This window comes from Larkinella sp. VNQ87, assembly GCF_049445795.1.
Classification (GTDB): domain Bacteria; phylum Bacteroidota; class Bacteroidia; order Cytophagales; family Spirosomataceae; genus Larkinella.
Genome location: NZ_JBMSDT010000016.1, coordinates 102,745 through 127,583 on the forward strand (window position 1 = coordinate 102,745; position 24,839 = coordinate 127,583).

The window sequence follows — 24,839 nt, forward strand, 5'->3', positions numbered from 1 at the left end:
TTTGGGAAATTAAACTCCCACGGACTGTCAGTTCGTGGTACTACAAGTCTCTCAGCAGGCCCCGGCGACGGAGCAGCGGTTTGATGTCGGGTTCGGCACCCCGGAATTTCTTGTACAGCGTCATTGGCTCCTCGGTGCCTCCGCGTTCGAGCACGTTTTTCCGGAACGATTGGGCCGATTGGGCGTCGAAAAGACCCTTTTGTTTGAATACCTCAAACGCATCGGCATCCAGCACGGCCGACCAGATGTAACTGTAATAACCGGCCGAGTAACCGCCCGCGAAAACATGCTGGAAATAGGTGCTCCGATAGCGGGGGGGAATCTGCTCGATCAACCCGATTTTATCCATCGACTGCTTTTCAAACGCCAGCACGTCGGTGGGCATTTGGTCGGGTGTCAGCGTGTGGTAGTCCATGTCGAGCAGCGAAGCCGCGAGGTATTCGGTGGTTTCGAAGCCCTGGTTGAACAGGCTGCTGCGGTTGATTTTCTCGATAAACGCATCCGGAATCACCTCGCCGGTCTGGTAGTGTTTGGCGTACAGTTTCAGCATCTGCGCTTCCTGCGACCAGTTTTCCATGATCTGTGAGGGCAACTCCACAAAATCACGCGGCACCGACGTGCCCGACAAACTGCCGTACGTTACGTTGGACAGCAGCCCGTGCAGGGCGTGGCCGAATTCGTGGAAGAACGTCCGGGTTTCTTCCAGACTAAGCAGGGCCGGGGTGTTGCCCGATGGGCGGGAAAAGTTACAAACAATCGACACCACCGGCGCGATTTTCTGGCCGTTCTGTACTTCCTGCCGCCGGTAGCTGGTCATCCAGGCTCCTCCGCGTTTGCTGGCGCGCGGGTGGAAATCCATATACAGAATGCCCACATGCCGTCCGTCGGCTTCTTTAACCTCGTAGCCCAATACTTCCTCGTGGTAAACCGGCAGATCCTTCCGGGGCTCGAAACGCAGGCCGTAGAGCCGGTTGGTGAGCATAAAAATACCGTCGCGGACATTTTCGAGCGAGAAGTAGGGGCGGAGTTGTTCGCCATCGAGGGCGTATTTCTGTTTGCGGAGCTTCTCGGCATAATACCGCCAGTCCCAGCTCGCCAGCTTCTCGTTTTTGCCCTCCTTGTCCATCAGCGCCTGCAACTCGGCAGCTTCCTGCTTGGTCACGGGTTGGGCCGCAGCCCAGAGCTGATTAAGCAGTTCGCTGACTTTGGCCGGGGTCGAGGCCATGCTTTCTTCGAGCACAAAAGCTGCGTGGTTGGCGTAGCCAAGCAACTGCGCTTTTTCGGCCCGGAGTTTCACCAGGCTCGCCATCAGTCCTTTGTTGTCGCGGGCGTCGTTGTGGTTGCCGCGTTCCAGGTACGCCTTGAAGATCTGCTCCCGGAGTGCCCGGTTGTCGGCATACTGCAAAAACGGCATAATGCTCGGATTTTGGAGCGTAAAAACCCACTTGCCTTGCTGATTACGCTTTTTGGCTTCGTCGGCGGCTGCGTTCACGAGCGAAGCAGGCAGACCGCTGAGGTCTTCGGGTTTATCAATTACCAGCGTGTAGGCGTTGTTTTCGGCCAGCAGGTTTTGCCCGAATTTGAGCGTCAGAACCGACAACTCGGCGTTGATCTTCCGCAGACGCTCCTGCTTCTCGGCCGTCAGGGCCGCTCCGCCCCGCACAAAGTTCTTATACGTTTTTTCGAGCAACCGCTGCTGCTCGGGCGTCAGCTTCAGTTTCGCACGCTGGTCGTAGACGGTTTTCACGCGTTGGAACAGGGCCGGGTTCAGGGCAATGTCGTCGCCGTTTTTCGCCAGTTTAGGCGCAACGGCCTGGGCGATTTTCTGAAGCGCATCGCTGGTGTTGGCGCTGTTGAGGTTAAAGAAAACCGTACTGGTCCGGCTGAGTAGCTCCCCGCTGGCTTCCAAAGCTTCAATGGTATTGCCAAAGGTCGGGGTCGCTTTCTGGTTGACGATGTTGGCGATCTCGGCAGATTGCTGTTTGATGCCCTCGTCGAACGCCGGTTCGAAATGTTCGGGCCGGATTTTGTCAAAAGCCGGTACGCCGAAAGGGGTTTTATACGCGCTGAAAAACGGGTTGTCGGCGGAAGACTGCCCGTAGGTTGGCGCAATGGCGGTCAAAAACATAGTCGATACCAGCAGGGTAAGGAGACTTTTCATAAAGAAATTGTGAAGATGAAGGGATTCAAAAGTACGGAATCGTGCCGCGAAAGGCAACGTACCCACGGACTTTAGTCCGTGAGTGTTAGCTATCACATTGAGTAACTAGCAACTCACGGACTGAACGGGGCCGCCCGGCGGTCCGTGGGTACGATAGTCCAAACCGCATCCTGTCGGTTCTATCTGCAAATTTTGCCGGTTCAGGGCGTAGCATGTTGAGTAACAGGGCGGTCTCTGATTTACTTTGTCCTGTCCAAAACGAAGTGCATCTCAGAAAAAGACAACTTGCTGCCTGGATGAAAACCGTCCGGTTTTGTCCGCCAGCGAACAGCAACTGTACGATCCCGGACAAGTGTACTTTAAAATACAAAAAAATTATTTCTGATTATCAGTAAGTTATGATTTTTGTGGGCAATGGCACGGCGTTTGGATTAAGAGTAAGCGAACACGTAAACAACAACTTGAATTTTACTTAACAACAACAAATACTAAACAACGAACACCATGTTTAACATCCTGAGTAATCTGATCTGTACGGCTGCCCTGATGAGCGCCCCCCTGAGCAACGACCCTGCGGCTCCCCAAAAAGTACTGCCCTTCGACGCCAGTGCGTATGTAACGTCCGACAACAAAATCCGCGTGGCCATCGAAAAGTCGGCACCGGAACCGGTGGCGGTACTTTTGCGCAACGCGCAAAACGAAATCGTTTTCCAGGATTTCGTTATGAAAAAAGAACTGAAGTATGCGGTCCGGCTGGACATGAAGAACCTGGCCGATGGTGCGTATGAACTGGAATTTAAGTCTTCAAAAGGCAGCATTCGGAAACAGGTCAATCTGGCGACAAAGCCTGTAAACGAGCCGATTCGGATGGTTGTCCTGAATACCTCCACAAAATAAAAAAGTGCTTTTTAGGTTAACTGGGAAACCACCCTTGCGCGTCGGGGGTGGTTTTTTGTGTAGTGCCGAACGTTTCTGCGAAATATTCTCCTAATTCGCAGTATGGAACAAGCGACCGGTCTTGTTGGTCGGTTAACGCAAGGGAGTATGAAATTTGACGATTATTCGATTCCGGCCGAAATCAAGCGAAACCTGGCCGATCTGGGCTTCAGGAAACCGACCGACATTCAGTTCAAGTCGATTCCGCCGATTCTGAAAGGGGAGGATGTGCTGGCGATTGCCCAAACTGGTACCGGCAAAACCGCAGCTTTTGCCATTCCGGTGGTTAGCATGCTATACGAACGCCGGAACGCGCGCCGGGCCGACGGCATCAAGTGCCTGGTGATGGTGCCAACCCGCGAACTGGCGCTCCAGATTGCGGGCGTGTTTGAGCAGATTGCCCGGCATACCGGTTTGAAGGTCTTTTGCGTCTTTGGTGGCGTCGAGCAGGGGCCGCAGATTGCACAACTGGAAGCGGGCCTTGATATTCTGATTGCCACGCCCGGCCGGATGTTCGATCTGGTGAGCCAAGGCTACATCCGGTTTCAGCGCGTCGAGTTCCTGATTCTGGACGAAGCCGACCACATGCTCGACCTGGGCTTTATCAAGGATATTCAGGACGTGATACGGTTTTTGCCCCGCAAGCGGCAAACGCTGTTTTTTTCGGCCACGATCAACGAGAAAATCAAAAAGCTGGCTTATTCGCTGGTGCACAACGCCATCCGGATTCAGATTTCGCCGAAAGACCCGGTGGCGAAAAACATCGACCATTCGGTGGTGTTTGTCGGCATGGACGACAAGCGGTTTTTTCTGGAACGGATGATCAAGGAGCATCCCGACAGCAAAATTCTGGTGTTTGTGCGGACCAAAGTGCGGGCCGAGCGGGTGCTGAAAGCCCTGGAGCGGGTCAGTATTGTGAGCCAGACCATCCACGGCGACAAGGAGCAGCGCGACCGGTTGCAGGTGCTCAACCAGTTCCGGACCGGGGTCGTCAAAGTGCTGATTGCCACGGATGTTAGTGCGCGCGGCATCGATATTCCGAACGTGGATTACGTCATCAACTACGACTTGCCGGAGCAGCCCGAAAACTACGTCCACCGCGTCGGCCGGACGGGCCGGGGCACGCAGAAGGGCCAGGCCTTTTCGTTTTGCAGCCCGGAAGAAAAACCGATGCTGGACGAGATCGAGCAGTTTTTAACGAAGCCGATCAAGGTGGTGTCCATCGATCCGGAAGTGTACGAAGAAACCGTCGACACCAGCGACGACGCCAAGTTTGACCTGAAAGCGCTGATGCAGGAAGCCGAGGAGTTGGAGAAAGGGCGGAAGAAGCGAAAGAAGAAGTAAAAGATGCCAAGGGCGGCCGATCTCATTCGGAATCTTCAATAAACCACAATTTCCGGTTTAGTCGAGCTTAGTTTTCGGTACGGATTTTCCAGAAACTGTTGCATGAAACGGGTCATGTCTTCACCTCCGACACCGTGTCCTTCATTCCGGAACAATAGCCGCTGACTGTTGGGCATGTAGTGATGAATCCTGTCGATATACAGCGGGCGGCAGGCGTTATCCAGTTCACCATCCGCCAGTAGCGCCGGTTTGTTGGAGTATAAAGGCTGCTTGGTTTCCGGTTTGATGGGCGGAACCTTCCAGCAATCGCACAGTTCCTGGTAAACGTCGTTGATGTGGTAGCCTTTCAAGTACGGAAACGCATCGTAGAGTTGCTGGCCCACTTTTTCACTGTGATAGGCGGTTTGGTCCGCGCAATACACCGACAGACGCATGCCCGACGGACCGTTGCCGTACTCGAATGTGCGATCGAGTAGCCGTTTGATGTACGGGTAATGATTGCCGTTGATCAGGTCGGTAATGACCAGCGGAAGTCGTCTCAGGTTGGTATTCACGATAATTCCCAATAAATCACTGCGGGTGTATTGAATCCGAACGGTGTCCTTCGTGCCCTTTTCCAGGTACGGAATCGAAAACGTTTTCGTGCCGATGGACGTAAAATACCGCTGAAACCGTTCTTTCAAATTTCCGTAAACCGCTTTGTCGGTCGAGTCCCGGGCGACGCGTTCGAACAGGATGTTGAGCGATTCGTTGAAATTAGCCGGTTCGTCCTCATCAATCGGGACAAAGTTTGGCAGGGGAGAATCCAGAATGAGTGACCGGATGCGGGACGGATCTTTCCGTAGCACCGCTAGCATGAGCCCTCCGCTGTAGGAACCCCCGGCCAGATTGACCGAATCGAGCCGCAAGGTGGCAATCAGGTCGTGGAGGTCCGACACGGTTTCATCCGTATTGTACCCTGAAAGATCGATGCCCCGGTTTTCCAGTGCTTTTTTGTACCGTTTAACGCCGACCACCATCATGCTGTCTTTGTTGAGGTTTTTTCGGTACGATTCTTTGATGGCCTCATCCAGTTCAGGACTTGACAGATGGGGCAGGGCGTAGCGGGTTCCGCGTTGTTCGAAGGCAATGCAATCCCGATCGTCGATGAGGGGTGAGCGCGAAGCTCCTCTGGCCCAACCCAACGAACTGGCCCCCGGCCCTCCGCCGGTGAACAGCAGCGGGTCTTTCTTTTTGTTCGGATTTTTGCTCTCCACCAGCACGAAAGGAAGTTTGATGGTTTTCCCGTTTTTCTTCGCCCGGTTTTCGGGAACAATCAAATAGGCGCAACGCGTACGAAAGCTGCTGTCAATCGGAACCGGGCAGGCGCAGGGCTCCAGCGGGCGGACGATGCCGGGCTGTGCGTAGGCCATACCAATAACGAACTGGCACAAAGCCAGCCACTTCCAGATCAGGCGGGTGTTCATTGTAGTGGTGCTGTTGTGATGTAATTGATTACAAAACAACGGGAGAAGCGGGAGAGATTTTAGTAAAAAACGGACATTTTCAGCCGACGTTCTCACGGAGTTTCCGGCCCGTAAATTTGACCACGTCTTTGTAGAAATGGCTCATGTCGTAATAACCGTAGTCGTACGGCGAGAAAAGCGATGGGTTGGCGACGTAAGCCGACAGGGCGGTGCGGGTGCGAACTGTAGCCAGATACGCTTTCGGCGGAGTGCCGATAACCCGGTGAAAATACCGGTTGATGGTTTTGGAGGTGATAAATAAGCGGTCGGCCAGTTCGGCTGTCTTCAGTTCCAGGCCGCTGGCGCCGAAGGTACCGATGGTATCCGTAACGAACGTTCGGTAGTGATTGGTCTTTTTTCGGACGCGAAGCTGCTCCAGAAAGAAGTGTTGCAGCAACTCCAGCCGTTCTTCAAAAACCGCCGGTTGTTTGATTTGGTGCAGCAAGCCGGGGGGTAAGACGGTTTCCAGATTGACGACCTGATCAACGAATTGGGCCTGATTGATCCCGAGAACCGCTTCCAGCCCGCCCGGAAAAAATTTAACCGTCAGGATGTGGTCCGTGGGCAGGTTGTGCCGCTCCACCAGCGTATTTCGCAAAATGAGCACATCCGTGCGCGAACTGATCTCGTGTTGCCTGGCACCAACCGTCAGGAGATACGGTGCTCCCAGGTTGATGTAAAATGTCGGTGTCCAGCTCGGAAACATTCGGATGCTGAACCGATTATTGGCGACATGACGGAAGGTTTCGGTGGCCGATGATTCCGAAAAAAACTCAATAAAGTCGGCCAGTTCGTTGTCGGGAACATAGAACTGATACAACTTTCGAATGTTTTCGAAAATTTCCGTCATAGAATGGCAAAAAGCGTTTAAAATGAAGCAGACCAGAAATGACCTTTTTGCAACATATTGATAAGCAGGTGTTTTTTGGGTTCTGCTTTTGTACCTACGAATTATTGATCAAACTAACCCCCGAACCCAGAAAAACCAGCCCGACGATGAAGGGGGCCAGCGATTCCCATTTCGTGATGCTCATGCCCATCAGCGGTTTGGCGTCCGACAGAAAAGCCACGCAGGCAAAGAGAACCACAATGATGCCCAGGACGGTCAGCGTGGCACCGAAAAAGCGCCGAAAGTTATTCTTATCCATTGATTGTATAGTTGCGTATCGCGTTTACAGATTTGAGTCCGACGTGTCCTGGCCGCGCTGGGATAACGATTCCAGCGCCAATGCCGGGTCTTTTACCGGAACTAAACCGAGTTTTCGGCCTTCCTCGATCATGTACGGAATGGCCGCTTCGAACGAGTTCGCCACCGTGCCCTCCAGAATGGCTTCCCGAACGGCGGTTTTGATGTGGCCCACTTCTTTCGACGGTTTCAGGCCAAACGTCTCCATGATCAGTTCGCCCGTAATAACCGGCTGAAAGTTACGGAGTTTATCGCGTTCGTCAAGCTCCTTTAGCTTTCGTTCCACTTTGTCGAAGTTGGCGAGGTGCTTTTTGACCCGGTCGTAATTTTTCGAGGTAATATCCGCCCGGCACAGTGTCATGAGCGCTTCCAGGTCGTCGCCCGCTTCGATCAGCAACCGGCGTAGGGCCGAATCCGTGATCTGCTCTTTGACGAGCGCTATCGGGCGCAGGTGCAGCCGGACCAGTTTCCGGACAAACCGCATCTTCTCATTCAGCGGCAACTTCATCTGCCGGAAAATCCCCGGAACCTGCCGGGAGCCGAGGTCTTCGTGGCCGTGGAACGTCCAACCTACTTTCGGGTCGAAGCGTTTGGTAGCCGGTTTGGCAATGTCGTGCAACAAAGCCGCCCACCGCAGCCAGAGATCGTCGGACCGCTCCGCTACATTATCGAGCACCTGAAGCGTGTGGTAAAAATTGTCTTTATGGCCTTTTCCCTCAATGGTTTCGACGCCCTTCAGCGCCAGCAGTTCCGGGAAAATAAAATCGAGCAAACCGGCGTGGTACAGCAGCTTAAAACCGTACGAGGGCTGGCGCGACAGGATGATTTTGTTCAGTTCATCGGTAATGCGTTCCCGCGAAACAATCTGTAGCCGGTCTTTCATGGCCGCAATGGCTTCGAAGGTATCCGGCTCAATATCAAAACCGAGTTGAGCCGCAAACCGGATGGCCCGCATCATCCGGAGCGGGTCGTCGGAAAACGTCAGGACCGGGCTTAGGGGCGTCCGGATGGTTTTCCGGCGCAGGTCATTCTGCCCGTCGAAGGGATCGATCAACTGCCCGAAATCCTCCGCATTCAGGCTGATTCCCATGGCGTTGATCGTGAAGTCCCGGCGGTTCTGGTCGTCTTCCAGCGTGCCATCTTCCACAATCGGTTTCCGCGATTCGGCGCGGTACGATTCTTTACGAGCCCCCACAAACTCGACTTCCCAGCCCGGCGCGCGGTTGGCGTCGATCGCTGTGGAATCCGGCTCCCAGTCGGTGCGGAGCATGGCGGTTCCGAAGTTCTTGAAAACCGTCACGGGCACTTTCAATTCGCGGCCTACGGCTTCGGCCAGTTCAATACCGCTGCCCAGGCAGACAATATCAATGTCTTTCGACGGGCGTTTCAGCATCAGATCCCGCACAAAACCGCCGATGACATAAGCGCGAACGCTCCGGGCAGCCGCCTGCCGGGCGATGACGTCAAAAATGGGATGCGTATGTAGAAAATCAGCAAAATCCATAAACCAAACGAATCCTGAACGGGACGCGGCTCTACAGGGAAAGCCACGGCGTTCGGTTCATTATTTTCTCAAAAAAGCTACCTCGCCGTTCGGGCCGAGTTCCATGACACGCGGGAGTTGAACCTGTGCCGGTACGTTGCCCCACGAAAACGCCGGTTGTGCCAGGCCCACGGGCCAGTCGGTAGTTTCGAAGGGCAGCGTCAGGATGCCCCGCCCGAAACCGCCGATCAGTTGCCGGATGGGTTCGCTCAGGGTTTTGCGGACCGGCACCTGCGCCCGGAAGGCATCGGGCAGGTTGACGCCGTTCGGCAGCAAAACCGTCAGCGGGCGTTCGGCAAAGTCGATCAGATCCCAGGCCACCTCCGGAATGGGCCGGACGTACAGATTCAGTTGACCGCTGTCGGTGATCAGAATCGTGGGCAGGGGTGTTGGAACGAGGTCTTTCCGAACATCGAGCAGCAACTGAACGGCTTCGGTATGGCCCGGATCGCAGGCCAGCGAAACGCCGGTTTCATCGACTAGCCGGATGTGGCGTCCCTGCCGGAGTTCGGCAATCAAATCACGTTGTGTTGGTGTCATACGTTGTAACAAGCTGCAAAAATAGGGCAACTTTTGGAAAGCTGTTGGAATAATCCGCAGCCGATCCGGAAATCATCGGAGCAAAGTTGTTGGTATCGCTGGGCAATAGAACGTGTCATTGGAGAAAATATTCATGATATGAAAACTAGAGTTGATACAATTAACTGTAAATTTCGTTTGAAAACTTGCACAATTTTTGTTAATTGTCAGACATTGGGGTTCCATTTTTCGAACGAATGCGATACGATTGACCAGATTTTTCATGAAATTTTTTTCTCTTGTTCTGTTGGCCTACCTGTTGCTGGGTTTCCCGGTTCGGGCTGAGACAGATTCCCTTCGATTTGTCCATTACACCACCAATGAAGGGCTTTCTCAGGGAAATGTGAATTGCATATTACAAGACAGGAAAGGGTTTATGTGGTTTGGCACGCAGGATGGACTCAACCGTTTTGATGGGTATACATTTACAGTATACCGAAATAACCCCAAAAAAACAGGTACGCTGAGTGACAATTATATCCGCGTACTTTACCAGGATCGGCTCGGGCGGTTATGGGTGGGCACCGATGGGGGCGGGTTGTGCCGGTTTGATCAGGCTACCGGAACCTTTACGGTGTATCGACACGATCGGGACAAGCCTCAGTCAATCAGCCACAACAGTGTAACAGCCATTACGGAAGATCGGCAGGGTGTTTTCTGGGTCGGAACGAACCGGGGGCTAAACCGGTTTGATCCGGTCAGTGGGACGTTTACCCGGTACTTGCATAGGCCTGACCGACCCGATGGCCTGTCGCACGATGCCGTTCAGGACGTATTGATTGATCGGAAGGGCCGCATTTGGGTGGCAACGCTGGGCGGAGGACTGGATCAACGGGATCCGACCGGCCGCATCGTTCGGCACTATCGGAATGATCCGAAAATCCCGTCTTCGTTGAGTGGTAACAAGTTGAAAAAACTGTTTATTGACTCGAAAGAGCGGTTTTGGATTGCTACGGAAGGGGGCGGCCTGAACCGGATGAACCCCGACGAGAAAACGTTCACCCATTTTTTGCACAACCCAGCCTCGGCAACCTCGATCAGTCACAACGATTTGAATTCGTTCGGCGAAGATAGCGACGGAAACGTATGGATTGGTACTGAAAACGGCGGAATCAATATCCTGAACTCTGATCAGGCGTCGTTTACGCGTTATACACAGGATGATACCAATCCCACGAGTCTGAATGATGTTTCGGTATATGCCATCTGCCGGGATCGTAGCGGAAATATGTGGCTGGGAACCTTCAGCGGAGGGGTGAATTTTGTGGATCGCGAACCGCTTAAATTTGGTCTTTTTCGCAAAGACATTACCAATCCAAACGGTCTGAACAATAATAATATACTTTCGGTGCTGGAAGATCGGGAGGGCAATTTATGGCTGGGAACCGATGGCGGAGGGCTGAATGTCCGGCAGAAAACAACCCAGCGATACGTGCATTACCAGCACGATCCGGCCCGCTCCAACAGCCTGGGCAGCAATTTCGTCATGAGTCTTTACCAGGACAGCGATGGCGATATCTGGGCCGGGACATACAAAGGCGGGGTGAGCCTCCTGCAAAAAGAGACGGGCACGTTCCGGAATTTCCGGCAATCCGGCGATGCGCGGGGCTTGATGCACGAAACCGTCTGTGCCATTACGGAAGGGAAAAAAGGCGAAATCTGGCTGGGTACAATTGGGGCCGGGATCAGCCGGTACGATAAGAAAACCGGCACGTTTACCCATTTCCGAGCCGACGAGACCCGGCCCGGTAGCCTGAGTCAGGGTTATATCAGTTCCTTCTGTTATGATCGAAACGGGAATTTGTGGATCGGTACGGAGGGGGGCGGCCTGAACCGGTTTGAGCCCCGGACCAGCACGTTTACGGTGTATAAACACAATCAGGCCGTACCTAATAGCCTGGTTCATAACGTGGTCAATAGCCTTTACGAAGATCCGCAGGGCATACTCTGGATCGGAACCAGCGGAGGGTTAAACCGGTTTGATCCTAAGACTCATGCATTTATAGCCTATCAACTTAAGAATGGGCTGGATAACGAAGTGATTCAGGGAATTACCAGTGACCACCGGGGTATGATTTGGGTCAGTACCAACAAGGGGCTGTCGCAGTTGAACCCCAAAACCGGCCGCTTCCGAAACTTCGACGCCAGCGACGGCCTGCAACCCGGCTCGTTTAACCGCATGGCGGTGTTCAAAACCAGGGAAGGCAAGCTGTTTTTTGGGGGAATTCGGGGGCTGAATTATTTCTACCCCGACCAGTTGCGGGATAATCCGTTCGTACCGCCGGTTTACATCACCAGCCTTCTGGTGTCGAACCGGCCCGTGTTGCTGCGGTCGAATAAAATAACAATTTCATACAAGAAATCGACGGTCACCTTCGAATTTGCGGCTTTGAATTATTCGTCGCCGGGGAAAAATCAATATGCATACAAACTGGAGGGATTTGACGACGACTGGCAGTATGTCCGTCAAAAGCGCGTGGCGACGTACACCAACCTCGACCCCGGTTCGTACGTCTTTAGGGTAAAGGCATCCAACAACGATGGTGTCTGGAACGAGCGGGGTACATCGTTCCGGATTTTTATTAAACCGCCTTTTTGGCAAACCTGGTGGTTCGGAACCCTGCTGGCGCTGGCATTCTTCGCCAGTCCGTACCTGATTATTCAATGGCGAACCCGCCAATTGCAGGCACAAAAGGATAAGCTGGAAGATGTGGTTGGGGAACGAACCGCCGAGGTGATGTATCAGAAAGAAGAGCTACAGGCGCAGTCGGAACATTTGCAGACGTTGGTCGAGGAACTCAACGAGCAGAAGGAACAGGAGCATCAGGCGCGCGAGGAAGCCGAAAAAGCAAACAAGGCCAAAAGCGTGTTTCTGGCCACGATGAGCCACGAAATCCGGACGCCCATGAACGGCGTGCTGGGGATGGCTTACCTGCTCAAGGAAACCGAACTGACGGAGGATCAGGGCGAGTACGTCGACACGATCGTGCAATGCGGGGTCAACCTGATGGGCGTTATCAACGATATTCTGGATTTCTCGAAGATTGAATCGGGGAATCTGGAGCTTGAAATGGGGGATGTCGATCTGCTGCACTGTGTCGAAGATGTTTTGGACCTGTTTGCCGGAAAAGCCGCCGAAACCGGGTTGGATCTGGTGTATCAATTTGATCCCCAGGTGCCGCTGCACATCATCAGTGACGGACTACGGCTGCGTCAGGTGTTGATCAATCTGGTGGGCAATGCGGTAAAATTCACCGAAAAAGGCGAAGTGTTCGTCAAGGTAGGTGTGCAAAAACGCATCAGTGACCACAAAGTAGAACTGATTTTCCAGGTACGCGATACCGGTATCGGCATTTCGGAAGACAAACTCCAACGGCTGTTTAAGGCCTTCTCCCAAGGTGATTCCTCGATGACCCGTCGGTACGGTGGAACCGGCCTGGGGCTGGCGATCAGCGAACGACTGGTCGAACTCATGGACGGCGACATTTGGGTGGACAGCCAGGAGGGGCAGGGCACGACCTTTACGTTTACCATTCGCTGTGAGCTGAGCCAGACTGCGCAACGGCATTATATCTTGTTGAGTACCAGCGAAAATGAAGGCAAAAGGGTACTGGTCGTAGATGATAATCAGACCAACCTGACCATTCTGAAAGCCCAACTGGAGCAGTGGAAGCTAATTCCGGTGACCGCCCTGTCGGGTCGGCAGGCGCTTACCTTGTTAGCCGAAAAACCGCCTTTCCACCTCGTCATTACCGACATGCAGATGCCCGAAATGAACGGCGTCGAACTAGCCCGGCGGATTCGCGAACAACACGCTCACCTGCCGATCGTCCTGTTAAGCTCAGTGGGCGAAGAGACCCGTAAGGCACACCCCGAGCTTTTTTCGGCGATTCTGACCAAGCCGATCCGGCAGCAGCAATTATTCGATCTGGTCCAGCGACAACTCAAACAGGCTGATCTGCCGACAACCTCCGTTGCCCGCCCGGCGCAACAGCAATTGTCAAAAGCCTTTGCCCAGGATAATCCGCTGACGATTCTGGTTGCCGAAGATTACCAGGCCAACCAGCGCCTGATTCTGAATATCTTACAGAAGTTAGGATATCAGCCGCAACTGGCTCAGAATGGGGTCGAAGTGATGGAAAAGCTGCGGCAGGAAGCCTTCGATGTTGTTCTGATGGATGTTCAAATGCCCGAGATGAACGGGCTGGAGGCTACCCGGCTCATTCGCCGGCAGCCGGGGCATCAGCCGATTATTATTGCCATGACGGCCAATGCCATGAAGGAAGATCAGGCCGAATGCCTGGAAGCCGGGATGGACGATTACCTGTCGAAACCGCTCGTCATCGACCTATTGAAAAAAGCCCTTCAGCAGGCGGTTTTCAGACGGCAACAGCAAATCGCCGGGTAAAAGTTGGCCGGTTTATGGTCTAAAGTTTATAGTTTAGAGGTTGGATTGGTTCAGATTAACTGAAAACCATAAACTATAAACCATAGACTATAAACCATACAATGATTAGCCGTTTCCGGATGAAAAACCGTCTTACGTTGGGAGTATTTGGCCTGCTCGTGGCTACGTTTTCATACGCCCAAAAACCGGCTGCACCCAGCAAAGAAACCGTTGCGCTTTCCAAACTATACATTATTCCCGACAAACGCTACATCATGCGGGGCGATGGCAAACCGTTCTTCTGGCTGGGTGATACGGCCTGGGAGCTTTTCCACCGGTTGACGAAAGAAGAAGCAGATTTGTACCTCAAAAACCGGGCGGCCAAAGGCTTTACGGTTATTCAGGCCGTGGTGCTGGCCGAACTCGACGGCCTGACGCAACCCAACCAGTACGGCCAGTTGCCGCTGGTGAACAACGACCCTACGAAACCGAACGAAGTGTATTTTCAGCACGTCGACTGGGTGGTAAACCGCGCGGCTGAACTCGGTCTGGTGGTTGGGCTGCTGCCGACCTGGGGCGACAAATTCAATAAGAAGTGGGGAAAAGGACCGGAGATTTTCAACACGGCCAATGCCCGCACCTACGGCGAATTTATCGGCAAGCGCTACCGGGGCAAGCCGGTGATCTGGATTTTGGGCGGTGACCGCAATCCGGAAGGCGAACAGCGGCTGGCGATAGTGCGGGCGATGGCCGAAGGCATCAAAAAAGGCGATGGCGGAACGAAGCTTATGACGTACCATCCACAGGGTGATAGTAATTCGTCTGGTTTTTTTCACAGCGACAAGTGGTTGAACATCAATATGTTTCAATCGGGCCACAGCGCCCGAAACAAAAAGAACTACGTGCTCCAACGTCAGAATTACGCCATGTTTCCACCCAAACCGACGCTGGACGGTGAACCGCGTTACGAAGATCATCCGGTGGCCCACAAACCGGAGCAGGGCTATTTCGATGATTTCGATGTACGGCAGGCGGCCTGGTGGGCCCTGCTCTCGGGCGGTTGCGGACATACGTACGGTAACCACAACATCTGGCAGTTTTTCGACATCGACCGTAACCCACCGGTTTCGTCGGCCCGCACTTACTGGAAGCGGGCGCTCGACCATGCCGGGGCGTTTCAGATGGGCATCATGCGCCGGTTGTACGAATCCCACCCCTGGACGCGCCTGATGCCCGACGACCGGCTGATTCAGAACGCGAACCCCGACGACGGCAACCACCAGGTGGCGGCCATTTCGGAGGACGATAATTTTCTGTTTGCCTACACGCCCAACGGTAGCCCGCTGAAAATTGACCTGCCCCGATTGACAGCCGCTCCGAACGTGCTGGCCTACTGGTACAACCCCCGCGACGGCAAGAGCCTGAAAATTGGGGAGTTCCCGAATACCGCTCCGCAGGAGTTCAAACCGCCCTTCGCCGGACCGACGACGGACTGGGTGCTGGTGGTCGATGATGCCAAAGCGCCGTTTGCCGGTTTTGGGTTGAAGAAGTGAGCACTGCGGAAGAAAACCGGCACGGTTTTTTGGGACTTTTTGTTACTGTCGGGAAGTAACTCTGTTAGATGATGAATGCAGGCTTGGGGAAATATCTGATCGGTATCGGGGCCGTTGTGCTGCTAATTGGCCTTGTGGTGTATTTTTTCGGGGATAAACTGAGCTGGCTGGGCCGACTGCCGGGCGACATCCGGATTGAAGGTAAGAACGGCGGTTTTTATTTTCCGATCGTCACCTGCATCGTCGTCAGCATCCTGCTAAATCTGATCATTGTTTTGATCCGGAAGTTTTTCGGCTAGCGTTCGTGTTCGTTTCAGGACTTGAAGAATTGCTGCCGGATTCAGAGGGGTTGAACGTGATTTTATTGATGTAGAAAACCTCGCGCGGGGGGGCCGACGAGCGTTCGGTAGAGATCTTCTGGATCCCGCAGGCCAGAAAATGACCGTCATACCAGGCTTCCAATTGGTCGTTTTCGGAAAAGACCACTTTCTCGTTCTCCGCTAGCTTTTTCAGCGAATACTTCTCCCGTTCGCGCACTACTTTGCCGTTTTCCAGCACTTCCGAGTGGATTTCACCCTCGTGCGGATAGGCCAGAATGGTCGTATTGCCATCCTGCAAGACCTGCACCATCTGATGCAGGTCGTAGCTGGTCAGGTCCTGAATCGGCAGGGAATTGTCCCAAAGCAACCGCCCTTTTTTGTCAAAACCGCACAAAAATGCGTGCGTATACCGATAGCCTTCCTGGTAGCGGTCGTAGGACCGGACGCTACCCAAATACGGGTAGGCGCTTCCCCGGTATTGCGGATAATACACTTCGGCCAGCATCATCAGTCCCTCGTCGGTCGGAATCAGGTCGTGGACCAGCAGCCGGTAGCGGAATTTGGTGTCTTTGCCCTGATCTTTCCGCCGGGCTAGTCGCGCCAACATTTTCTGTTGACGCTTGGGTTTCATGTAGTTGAAAAAATTCTGAAGCTCCGAGAAGTCGATGTAGCGGGTTTCTTCGGTGGGTGTTACTGCCATGTTGTTACCCTGAATGGCGTCGCCGGGCGTGGCCGCCGAATTCCGGATGCGGCTAATGTAGACGCCCTGCGAATAGGGCGTACAGTCGTTCGAATAATTGCCGACCAGCAGCGATTCTTCGTCGTTGAGCGGCAGCAGTTTTCCCGAAATCAGGCTGTGGGTATTGCCGTCCAGATTGACCGTTCGGAGTAGCTTTCCTTCGTAAGAATAGGTCCGGACCGTAAATTCGCAGTTGCGCTGATGGGTGGCATCGGTCATGACGTGCACCAGCCGCCGTGGCTCATCGATTTCAATGTTGTTTAACTGAATGTGATTCGTGTATAAGCCGGGTAACACCTTGGTCGTCAAGTCAAAAAACGAAAACGACATCACCACGGGCCGCGACCGGTAATAGCCGCCGAGATAAGCAATGTTGTCGAGCACCCGAAAGTGGAAAATGTCCATCGGCGTCACCAGATCGCCCTTGAAGGATTCGATGGAGCCGTCTTCGAGGTTCAGCCGCATGACGGCTATTTTCTCATCGGCGTTCTCTTTCAGGAGCCAGTACAGGTAATGCTCGGTGCGGCAGGAGCGGACTGGTTCGTAAAACGGCTCGATTTTGTATTCGGTCGCCCAGCGCTGTTTCAGGTCCGTATCGTAGCGTTTAAAGGAAAACTTGGTGGGGGCCGACGAGTAATAATCGCCCTGCCGAATGTTCAGCAACACGCCCCGACTGCCGAGGGTCGTGACGTCGAACAGTTCCTCCGCATTCTGGCTAATCGGTAATTCCAGCCGGGCCGCCGGTTCGAACTGCGCCAGCGCCGACGTTCCGGCCACCAGCAGCCAACTCCACAATCCGATCGCAAGACGTTTGATCATCAGCATCTTGGTTAAATACTGATTAAAGGTACGGATTCCGGTTCGTTTGTCAAACCGAAGCGCGGTTTTTGCGGGGCGACAATGGCATTCTTGCCGGATGAAATAGCGTAAAGTGACTTGTTGGGCCGGTGTCCGTCAAAGACCGGAGGAGTGTGTTGCCAACACTCGTCGCCGGTTTTGATGAAGCAACAACTATTCAATCAGCTTTCTTCGCACGGTCCCTTGTCTGTAGAAGCGTGGCAGGCGTTGGCAGGACGCCTTGTTTTTCAACGGCTACCGGCTGGTGTAGAACTCTTTCGGCCCGGCGACACCCACGACTATCTGTACTACATTGTGAGTGGTCTAGCAAGGGGCTATTACCTGGATGGAGGAAAGGAAGTAACGGCCTGGCTGGCCACAGAAGGGGATGTTGTGTTTTCGAGAGCCGGTTTTCTGCTCCGAAAAGAGAATGGCGAATCCGTTGAACTCCTCGAAAATGCCGAACTGGTGTGCATTACCCGACAGGATTTTGACGAGTTGTGCCACCGATTCCCGGACATAATTCAGCTTGGTTGGCGGCTCATGCAACGGTACCTCCTCGCGCAGGAAAACCGCTTGCGGTTACTGCGGCAGGCAAAGGCCGAAAACCGGCTTGAGTACTTCCGGCAACAACACCCAGAATGGTGGAACCGCGTCCAGAACCAGCATATTGCCTCGTTTCTGGGCATCGACCCGGCCACGCTGAGTCGGTTGTTACGGAAACGCTGAAATCGGAAACCCGGAAAATACAAGGCTGGTATTTTGGAAACACGGCAGTAAAAATTTCCTAAAATGGCTCGAATTTTTTGATTGTTGTCAGACGGTTTTTGACATGGAGCAACTGGTTTTTTGGTAAGAATTACCAGATTTGCACATGCAAAAGCTGCTTAATATTAGTGGTATTAATTGGAGGTATCTAAACTTTATTTAAATCCATCATTTTATGAAAACTACATCTTGCTTTCGTTTGAAATTAATTATCAGTTTATTTTTTGTAAGCCTGATAACTTGGTTCACGGCTTGCCAGCAGGGGAGTGAGAATAGTAATTCAGTCTCCCCCGTGTCTTTAAAATACCGTTACGATAAGCCGTTTGATAAGTTACTTCTTGGTCAGGAAACTACCAATGATTTTATTATTTTAACCCAAGCATTAGAGTTGCCTGATGATGGTTTATTGTTGCCGAAGGGGACGAGGATTTTTAAAGATAAATCTGATCCAGAAGGTGGAGTGCTCTTTACACTCCCGGAAGGCTACAAGCTTGTCGGAAACGATCCATCCGGGGCAAGGCTATTAGCTGGGGGGAAGATCAACTGCAAGTGTACCAAAGGATCAGGGTGCTCTCCTTACATAGCTTCACTAGGAAATAAGGTATCCAAGGGATGTGCAATGTCCGACGGCTGTACTACTTGTTTGCAGACTGTATCTGCGTTTGAAGAGGGTGAGCAGAAAGTTGCTATGACCGATCTGGATATTGTTAATTTCAACGATGAACTTCATTTTGTCGTTACTAAAGAGGAATTTGTTCAATTAAAGAGTCCGACAACTGCTTTAATGAACTTGCCTGAGGTAAAGAAGAGCATTGCTGATTTTGTTTCTGGTTACCAAAAAGACGATCTCGCAGCCGTTCGCAATGCTAAAACCTCAGAAGAACTGCCTGCAAACTATACCTATATTCCTTTAAGTGTTTATGGAAGAGTTATTTTGGTGCCTGTACAAGCTAATATTACGCTGGCGGCTAGTCCTATTTGGAATCAATTACTTAAATCTGCTCCCAATGGCAGAATTGCCGCTGCTAGCTGTAAATGCGAATCTGGTTCTAGTGGGTGTAAATTAACGAGTGGAAGCATTTTAGTTGGTCAGGCTAAATGGTGCGAAGCCGGACGCTGCACCTCCTGTTCTTTGTACTACTAGTTAATTTTCTCGAAGAAACAATAACCTATGTTAGGTCATTGTTTCTTCGAGAAAAGTCTCATTTTTATAAAAATAGGTATTGACCAGTAAATCAGTGAAGAGCATCCAATGCTCTTCACTGATTATATAAATAAGTTATACTATGAACTTAACTCAACTAGCAGAGAAGCTCAGAATTAAATACGATAATTACGTAGAAGGGTCATTGTCTCAAAATGACTATCGATTCTGGGTTGTTTTTATTTTAAGCTCAATAGTTGGCTGCCTTATCTTTTACTTATATACATTTTATTCTGAAGATTGGTTTAATGTAAAAGGTACATTAAAACTTAGTATTGTAATGGCTGCTGTTACCTTATTTATTCCGGCTATTGCATTGCGTAGACTTCATATTGTAGCAATAATAATAGTAGTTCGTTTAATAATAGACTTACTTAAAATTTAGATAATTTGGGAGGTGATAGTGTGAGCAGGTTTGTAATACTGATTCATTATGGCACTGGATAAACAACGAAAAAAGAGGTTGCTAGTAGCTGGCCTAATCTTCTCAATTTTTATGATGGCTTTCGGTACCTACGGCTCCTTTGACCCGAGAGAGGTTGGTTTTTATTCTTCGATTTTTTCGGGCTTAATCTGGGTTGTAATCTTCGGTTATCTGCTTGATAAATACCAACGTAAGTAAGGTTAGAAGTTGGTTTATAGACAATAGTTAGACTGTACACAAGAAGGTTGTGTCAGTTAAGCAAGCGCCGGAATCGGGTAGAATAGTCGTCATTTACCGCCAGAACAGCCCCAAAAACCGCTTTGGCCGGTGTTGAAACCGAGTCAGGACAAACTGCTCCCGGTGTCGATGATAGCGGTAAAACCGGTGACCGACCCGTAGCCAGGTGTCGGACGTGAGCTGATCGGGGGCAATGTCGTCGGTTAGCGTGTGCAGCGAGCCCCGGGTCTGGCGGGCAATGGTGAAATAATCGGGATGAAAAGCCTGGGTGCTGTCCCAATCGCGGCCGCACAACACCACGTGGACCGGTTTTCGAACCTGGTCGAGCAGGGCCATGTCTTTCACCGGATTATCGATATCGGCCACCAGAATCAGGTGTTCGGCCTCGGGGAATCGCTGCTGCGCGAACAACAGGGCTTCGATGTCATTCTCGGCTTCGTGGGCGTTGTTGCGGGTATTTCGGGCGACCTCCAGCAAAACCGGCAACACCCGCGTCGGGTCGCGTTCGGCAGAGACAAACATTTGCCCCGGCCGTCCACCGGGTCTTGTTTCCTGCCCCAGACTATCGCAATCGGTGAAGAAAACCGTTGCACGAATAGCGGGATTCTGGGCGTTTCGGTTCAGCCAGGCAAAAAGCTGGGTGCTGTACGGATACATGCTCGTCGTGAAATCGCAGACAATCGCGGCATTGGGCCAACTGAGACTGTTGCGGTCCAGGACGCGGTACGAAGTAGAATCCGGTCCGAAAAAACCGCCCAGCAGTTGTTGCTGAATCGCCAGTTCGGTCGGGCTGGGAATGGAAACGGCGGGCGAAGTCGGCCGCAGGAACGGATCGGTGAACGGACCAATCGCGTGCAAACGAATCGGTTCGGTGGTAAAAACCGGCTCCAAAACCGGCATTGCGGACGGTGTCCGGACCGGTTTTCCCGACCGTTTCCGTGGCATGGTCGGTGGGCGGTTTGCCGCAATCAGGATGTCCGAATGCGTTTTTTTCGGGTTTGTTTCCGGCATAAAACTTCTCTTCTGAGCCGGCGGCTGTTGGGCTATTTCCTGCCGATTCGTTAGCCAAAAACCGCCTATCGTCAGCGCCCCGAACAAGAAAACCGCCAGCAGCCCAACCAGCCACCGCCGACGGGGCCGGGGGTGGAGCCGGGGGCGCAAACGCTCCCAATCCGCCGGATCGTAGTCGGGACGGTACGGGTCGAGCATCTGCCGGACCCACTCGTGGAGGTTGTTATCGGTTGGTTCGCGCATGGTGGTCGGTGGTTTGGGTTGCAAGCGCCCGTCGAAGCAGGCGATTGGCCTCAGTCAGGTGCGCCCGGGAGGTGCTTTCGGCCAGGTTCAGGTGGTTGGCAATTTCGCGGTGCGAGTAGCCTTCCAGGACATACAGGCTAAAAACCAGGCGGTAGGGTGTGGGCAGTTGGTGCAAAGCTGCCAGAATGTGTTCGGCCGACAACTGCGCCAGGATGGCTTCGTCGTTTTGGTACGGTTCCACCAGTTGATCGGCAACCGCTTCGGTCGAAATTTCGTGTCGTCGATGCCGGTTTTTCCGGTACGCATCCAGGGCTGTATTGACCAGAATACGTCGGAGCCAGGGCAGGACGGCTTCAGGATTCTTCAGTTCGTGCAGGCTACGGAACGCTTTCAGAAAACCGTCGTTCAACAACTCGCGGGCATCTTCACGGTTGTCGGCATAGGCCAGACAGACCGACAAAGCGTAGCCATAAAACCGCTCGTAGAACGCTTTCCGGGCCGTCTCCTGCCCCCGCCGACAGCCCTCGATCAGATCCGGTAACTCGCGTTGTGTCAGATGCTGGATGGTCAGTTAAAATGGTTTATCGTTTACAGTTTGTAGTTTACAATTTATGGTTTATATGGAAATGGTTTGACTAGTAAGGATTTACAGTAACTATGAACTATAAACCATGAACTACACAACTTGAAATCTGGTGGTTACTGGCAATCGGTATACGTGTAGGTTTCGGTTACGGTGGTTCGCTGCGGGAGCGCGGCTGGATGCAACTGCCGGATTTCGCCGGTTGCACTTGCCACCCAGCCCTGGGCGTTGACCTCCGGCCGACTGATGGTTTCCGAGAGGTGTTGCACGGCATTGGTTTGCGCATTAATCGCGTAAGGATCATACCGGATCAACACGCCCGCCGAGCCGAACTCGGGTTGGACGATGGGATGCCCCTTGAACACGGGCAGGGTGTTGGTGGCCGGTTTGGCTTCGCTCCATTCGCGCATAAAATAGGTCGTCAATTTGCCGTTGAGGTACTCCTCGGTTTTCAGAACCCGGTTTTGGCTGTCATACGTGTTTTGCTGCACATAACCGCCATTGATAACCATTTTGGTAACCAGCCCATTCTGTAACGTCAGCGGGCGGTTTTCCGTACCCTCAAATTGCTCTACATAATCGACCAATTTGCTGTTCTGGTACGTCCAGACGCGCTTGCCCTGTCCTGTTCCGACGGGTTTTTCGGGCGCATCGTCCGGTACGGTTTCGGTCGTTCGGGTGTCGGTTTTGGTGAACAGTTCGCCTTTTTCGTTGTAGGTGAAGACGACGGTGCTGTTGGTCACGACGCCATACGGGTTTTGATACCGCGTTTGGGAACGCGTCAGCCGCCCGTCAGTATAAGTGTACGTAGTGGTCGACAGGCGCTGCAGCGTTCGGGTGGTGTTGTTTGGAAGCGTGGTTCGTTCCGATGTTTCGGTTTTCTCGGTAGTCAGAAATCCGTTGTTGTCGTAAATGTAGGAATCGGTAACGGAATACACCTGATTTCCGATGCCAGAGGGGTAAGTCTGATTCTGTACCTGGGTTTTCCGGGTCAGGTTTCCATCGTCATCATAGGAAAAATTTGTTTCGTTTGTTTGCGTGGATACGTCGGACTGGTTAGCGATCACGATCTTTTGAATCCGGCAAGCCGCTTTTCGGGCCGTTTTGTCGGCTTGCCGGGGATCGCAGCCGCCCAGCAGCCATCCGCCGAAGAGGAGAACGAAAGAAAGAGTTGGTTTCATAAAAAGAGAGTAAGAACGGGCCGTCTGAGACCTCATTCATCCAGACGAAAAACCGCTCAGAAACGCTGGGAAAATTCACCTGTTTTTTTTGCTTGATGGAAAAGAAACAAGGAAAACCGCCCGACACCCAGTGAAGAAGCTTTTTTTGCTGTAGTTTTGCAAACGTAAAATAGTCCGCCTTCCTAGGCGATCTGGGATGCTCTTCCCATCGATGGCTTAAACTTCGGATTCGTGCCCAACCGGCTGTCAATCAGTACATATTTAAGCTGTTAAGGATCGGCGATAAACCCGTCAACACTTTTGTTTCTTTGAATGGACATTCAGACACAACTTAAACAGGCCATTTCGGAAGCGATCAATTCGCTCTTCGGAACGACCGTTGAAACCGTTTTACTACAACCAACCAAGAAAGAATTTGAAGGACTCTATACCTTCGTCACGTTTCCGCTAACCAAAACAACCCGAAAACCGCCCGTTGAAATCGGGCAGGCCATCGGTTTGTATCTTCAAGAAAAAACCGCCTTGATCAGCAAATTCAATGTGGTTCAGGGCTTTCTGAACCTGAGCATTGCCGATGCGGTCTGGATTGAGGAACTAAACGTGATCCTGGCAGATCCGTCTCTCGGACAACTCCCGAGTCGCAACGAATCGGTGATGGTGGAATTTTCGTCGCCGAACACCAACAAACCGCTGCACCTGGGGCACTTGCGCAACAACTTTCTGGGCGATTCGGTCAGCTGGATTCTGGCCGCCAATGGCTACGACGTGGTGAAGGCTTGTCTGGTCAACGACCGGGGCATTCACATCTGCAAATCCATGCTGGCCTATCAGGAGTTTGGCAACGGCGAAACGCCTGAGTCGACGGGTATGAAAGGCGACCACCTGATCGGGAAGTATTACGTCTGGTTCGACAAAGCCTACAAGCAGCAGATTGAGGAACTGATTGAGGAAGGAATGCCGAAAGAGGAGGCCGAGAAAAAGGCTCCCCTGCTGCTGAAAGTGCAGGAAATGCTCCGGAAATGGGAGCAGGGCGATCCCGAAACCGTGGCCCTCTGGCAAAAAATGAATGGCTGGGTCTACGAAGGCTTTGCCGAAACGTACTTCCAGATTGGCGTGAGTTTCGACAAGACCTACTACGAATCGGAAACCTATTTGCTGGGCAAAGACGTCATCGAAGACGGTTTGCAAAAAAACGTCTTTTACCGGAAACCAGACGGTTCTGTCTGGATCGATCTGGCCGATGAAGGGCTCGATCAGAAGCTGGTGTTGCGGGCCGATGGGACGTCGGTATATATTACGCAGGACCTGGGTACGACCGATCTGAAATTCCAGGACTTCCCGATCCGGCGCGCCATCTGGGTGGTGGGCAACGAGCAGGATTACCATTTTGCGGTTTTGTTTGCCATTCTGCGCCGGTTGGGCCGGGCTTACGCCGAGGGGCTGTTCCACCTTTCGTACGGGATGGTGGATTTGCCGAGCGGCAAGATGAAATCCCGCGAGGGAACCGTGGTCGACGCCGACGATCTGATCGCCGAGATGGTCGAAACCGCCCGCAGCCGGACCCGCGAACTGGGCAAAATTGACGATTTTGAAAGTGAAGAAGCAAACCGGTTGTACCATATGCTGGCGATGGGTGCGCTGAAATATTACCTGCTGAAAGTCGATCCGAAAAAGCGGATGACGTTCAATCCGGAGGAGTCCATTGATTTTCAGGGACATACCGGGCCGTTTGTGCAGTACACGCACGCCCGGATTTGCTCGGTTTTGCGGAAGGCCGAACAACTCGGCCACCAGCCCGAAGCGGGGCTGCATCCGGTCGAACTGGCTGAAAGTGAGCAACACGTTGTATATTTGCTGACGCAGTTTACGCAGCGGATTCTGGAGGCTGGCACCGACTACGCGCCCTCGTACCTGGCACAGTATGCCTTTGAGTTGGCGAAAGCCTACAACCAGTTTTACGGAGAATTGTCGATCCTGTCAGAACCCGATGCGACGAAAGTAAAATTCCGGGTGGCGCTCTCGAAAGCCGTAGCGGAAACTATCCGGAAAGCAATGGAGTTATTAGGGATTGAAGTCCCAACCAAAATGTAAACCTTTT

At 52.6% G+C, this 24,839-nt stretch carries 19 protein-coding genes; 9 read left to right on the forward strand and 10 right to left on the reverse strand.

The window, feature by feature from the left end:
* Positions 1-40: 40 nt before the first annotated feature.
* Positions 41-2,161: a M3 family metallopeptidase gene (locus ACO2Q8_RS24765; protein ID WP_423347568.1), complete on the reverse strand. Its 2,121-nt coding sequence runs from the start codon at positions 2,159-2,161 to the stop codon at positions 41-43.
* 504 nt (positions 2,162-2,665) lie between these two features.
* On the opposite strand from ACO2Q8_RS24765, the gene ACO2Q8_RS24770 reads away from it, so the two are divergent.
* Together ACO2Q8_RS24770 and ACO2Q8_RS24775 are read left to right on the forward strand one after the other, a co-directional pair.
* Positions 2,666-3,058, forward strand: a complete 393-nt coding sequence (locus tag ACO2Q8_RS24770; RefSeq protein ID WP_423347569.1) for a DUF3244 domain-containing protein — start codon at positions 2,666-2,668, stop codon at positions 3,056-3,058.
* 147 nt (positions 3,059-3,205) lie between these two features.
* The gene (locus ACO2Q8_RS24775; RefSeq protein ID WP_423347570.1) at positions 3,206-4,441 is read left to right on the forward strand and encodes a DEAD/DEAH box helicase; all 1,236 of its coding nucleotides are present in this window, start codon (positions 3,206-3,208) and stop codon (positions 4,439-4,441) included.
* 35 nt (positions 4,442-4,476) lie between these two features.
* Here ACO2Q8_RS24775 and ACO2Q8_RS24780 read toward each other — a convergent pair whose 3' ends face one another.
* The 5 genes from ACO2Q8_RS24780 to ACO2Q8_RS24800 all read right to left on the reverse strand — a co-directional run bounded on the left by ACO2Q8_RS24780 (position 4,477) and on the right by ACO2Q8_RS24800 (position 9,215).
* On the reverse strand, positions 4,477-5,907 hold the full coding sequence (locus ACO2Q8_RS24780) for an alpha/beta fold hydrolase (protein ID WP_423347571.1): 1,431 nt from the start codon (positions 5,905-5,907) through the stop codon (positions 4,477-4,479).
* A 79-nt stretch (positions 5,908-5,986) separates the two neighbouring features.
* The gene (locus tag ACO2Q8_RS24785; protein ID WP_423347572.1) at positions 5,987-6,796 is read right to left on the reverse strand and encodes a helix-turn-helix domain-containing protein; all 810 of its coding nucleotides are present in this window, start codon (positions 6,794-6,796) and stop codon (positions 5,987-5,989) included.
* Between the two features lie 94 nt (positions 6,797-6,890).
* Positions 6,891-7,094, reverse strand: coding sequence for a hypothetical protein (locus ACO2Q8_RS24790; protein WP_423347573.1), 204 nt, complete (start codon positions 7,092-7,094; stop codon positions 6,891-6,893).
* A 24-nt stretch (positions 7,095-7,118) separates the two neighbouring features.
* The gene (locus ACO2Q8_RS24795; protein ID WP_423347574.1) at positions 7,119-8,636 is read right to left on the reverse strand and encodes a CCA tRNA nucleotidyltransferase; all 1,518 of its coding nucleotides are present in this window, start codon (positions 8,634-8,636) and stop codon (positions 7,119-7,121) included.
* A gap of 60 nt (positions 8,637-8,696) precedes the next feature.
* Positions 8,697-9,215, reverse strand: coding sequence for a Sua5/YciO/YrdC/YwlC family protein (locus tag ACO2Q8_RS24800; RefSeq protein ID WP_423347575.1), 519 nt, complete (start codon positions 9,213-9,215; stop codon positions 8,697-8,699).
* A gap of 262 nt (positions 9,216-9,477) precedes the next feature.
* Here ACO2Q8_RS24800 and ACO2Q8_RS24805 point away from each other — a divergent pair, with 262 nt between their 5' ends.
* The 3 genes from ACO2Q8_RS24805 to ACO2Q8_RS24815 all read left to right on the forward strand — a co-directional run bounded on the left by ACO2Q8_RS24805 (position 9,478) and on the right by ACO2Q8_RS24815 (position 15,493).
* The gene (locus tag ACO2Q8_RS24805; protein ID WP_423347576.1) at positions 9,478-13,662 is read left to right on the forward strand and encodes a two-component regulator propeller domain-containing protein; all 4,185 of its coding nucleotides are present in this window, start codon (positions 9,478-9,480) and stop codon (positions 13,660-13,662) included.
* Positions 13,663-13,781: 119 nt separating this feature from the next.
* Positions 13,782-15,194 (forward strand): glycoside hydrolase family 140 protein, encoded by a 1,413-nt coding sequence (locus ACO2Q8_RS24810; RefSeq protein WP_423347577.1) that lies wholly within the window; start codon positions 13,782-13,784, stop codon positions 15,192-15,194.
* A gap of 71 nt (positions 15,195-15,265) precedes the next feature.
* A complete protein-coding gene (locus ACO2Q8_RS24815; protein WP_423347578.1) occupies positions 15,266-15,493 on the forward strand; it encodes a DUF2905 domain-containing protein in 228 nt (75 codons plus the stop codon).
* Here ACO2Q8_RS24815 and ACO2Q8_RS24820 read toward each other — a convergent pair.
* Complete coding sequence (locus ACO2Q8_RS24820; RefSeq protein WP_423347579.1) at positions 15,462-17,072, reverse strand: hypothetical protein; 1,611 nt, start codon at positions 17,070-17,072, stop codon at positions 15,462-15,464. The two genes, ACO2Q8_RS24815 and ACO2Q8_RS24820, sit on opposite strands and share 32 nt — an antisense overlap.
* A gap of 180 nt (positions 17,073-17,252) precedes the next feature.
* Here ACO2Q8_RS24820 and ACO2Q8_RS24825 point away from each other — a divergent pair, with 180 nt between their 5' ends.
* The 3 genes from ACO2Q8_RS24825 (at position 17,253) to ACO2Q8_RS24835 (ending at position 19,447) form a co-directional block, all read left to right on the forward strand.
* Entirely contained in the window at positions 17,253-17,819 is a 567-nt protein-coding gene (locus tag ACO2Q8_RS24825; RefSeq protein WP_423347580.1) for a Crp/Fnr family transcriptional regulator, read from the forward strand.
* Between the two features lie 214 nt (positions 17,820-18,033).
* Positions 18,034-19,002, forward strand: coding sequence for a hypothetical protein (locus ACO2Q8_RS24830; protein ID WP_423347581.1), 969 nt, complete (start codon positions 18,034-18,036; stop codon positions 19,000-19,002).
* Positions 19,003-19,144: 142 nt separating this feature from the next.
* Positions 19,145-19,447, forward strand: a complete 303-nt coding sequence (locus tag ACO2Q8_RS24835; protein ID WP_423347582.1) for a hypothetical protein — start codon at positions 19,145-19,147, stop codon at positions 19,445-19,447.
* 330 nt (positions 19,448-19,777) lie between these two features.
* Here ACO2Q8_RS24835 and ACO2Q8_RS24840 read toward each other — a convergent pair whose 3' ends face one another.
* The 3 genes from ACO2Q8_RS24840 to ACO2Q8_RS24850 form a co-directional block, all read right to left on the reverse strand.
* Positions 19,778-20,977, reverse strand: a complete 1,200-nt coding sequence (locus ACO2Q8_RS24840) for a hypothetical protein (RefSeq protein WP_423347583.1) — start codon at positions 20,975-20,977, stop codon at positions 19,778-19,780.
* Positions 20,958-21,548 carry an RNA polymerase sigma factor gene (locus ACO2Q8_RS24845; RefSeq protein ID WP_423347650.1) on the reverse strand — a complete coding sequence of 197 codons (591 nt, stop codon included), beginning with the start codon at positions 21,546-21,548 and terminating at the stop codon, positions 20,958-20,960. Before ACO2Q8_RS24845 ends, ACO2Q8_RS24840 begins: the two co-directional genes overlap by 20 nt.
* 128 nt (positions 21,549-21,676) lie before the next feature.
* Positions 21,677-22,741 (reverse strand): hypothetical protein, encoded by a 1,065-nt coding sequence (locus ACO2Q8_RS24850; RefSeq protein ID WP_423347584.1) that lies wholly within the window; start codon positions 22,739-22,741, stop codon positions 21,677-21,679.
* 312 nt (positions 22,742-23,053) lie between these two features.
* Here ACO2Q8_RS24850 and argS point away from each other — a divergent pair, with 312 nt between their 5' ends.
* Positions 23,054-24,832, forward strand: coding sequence for an arginine--tRNA ligase (gene argS, locus ACO2Q8_RS24855; protein WP_423347585.1), 1,779 nt, complete (start codon positions 23,054-23,056; stop codon positions 24,830-24,832).
* Positions 24,833-24,839: the final 7 nt, after the last annotated feature.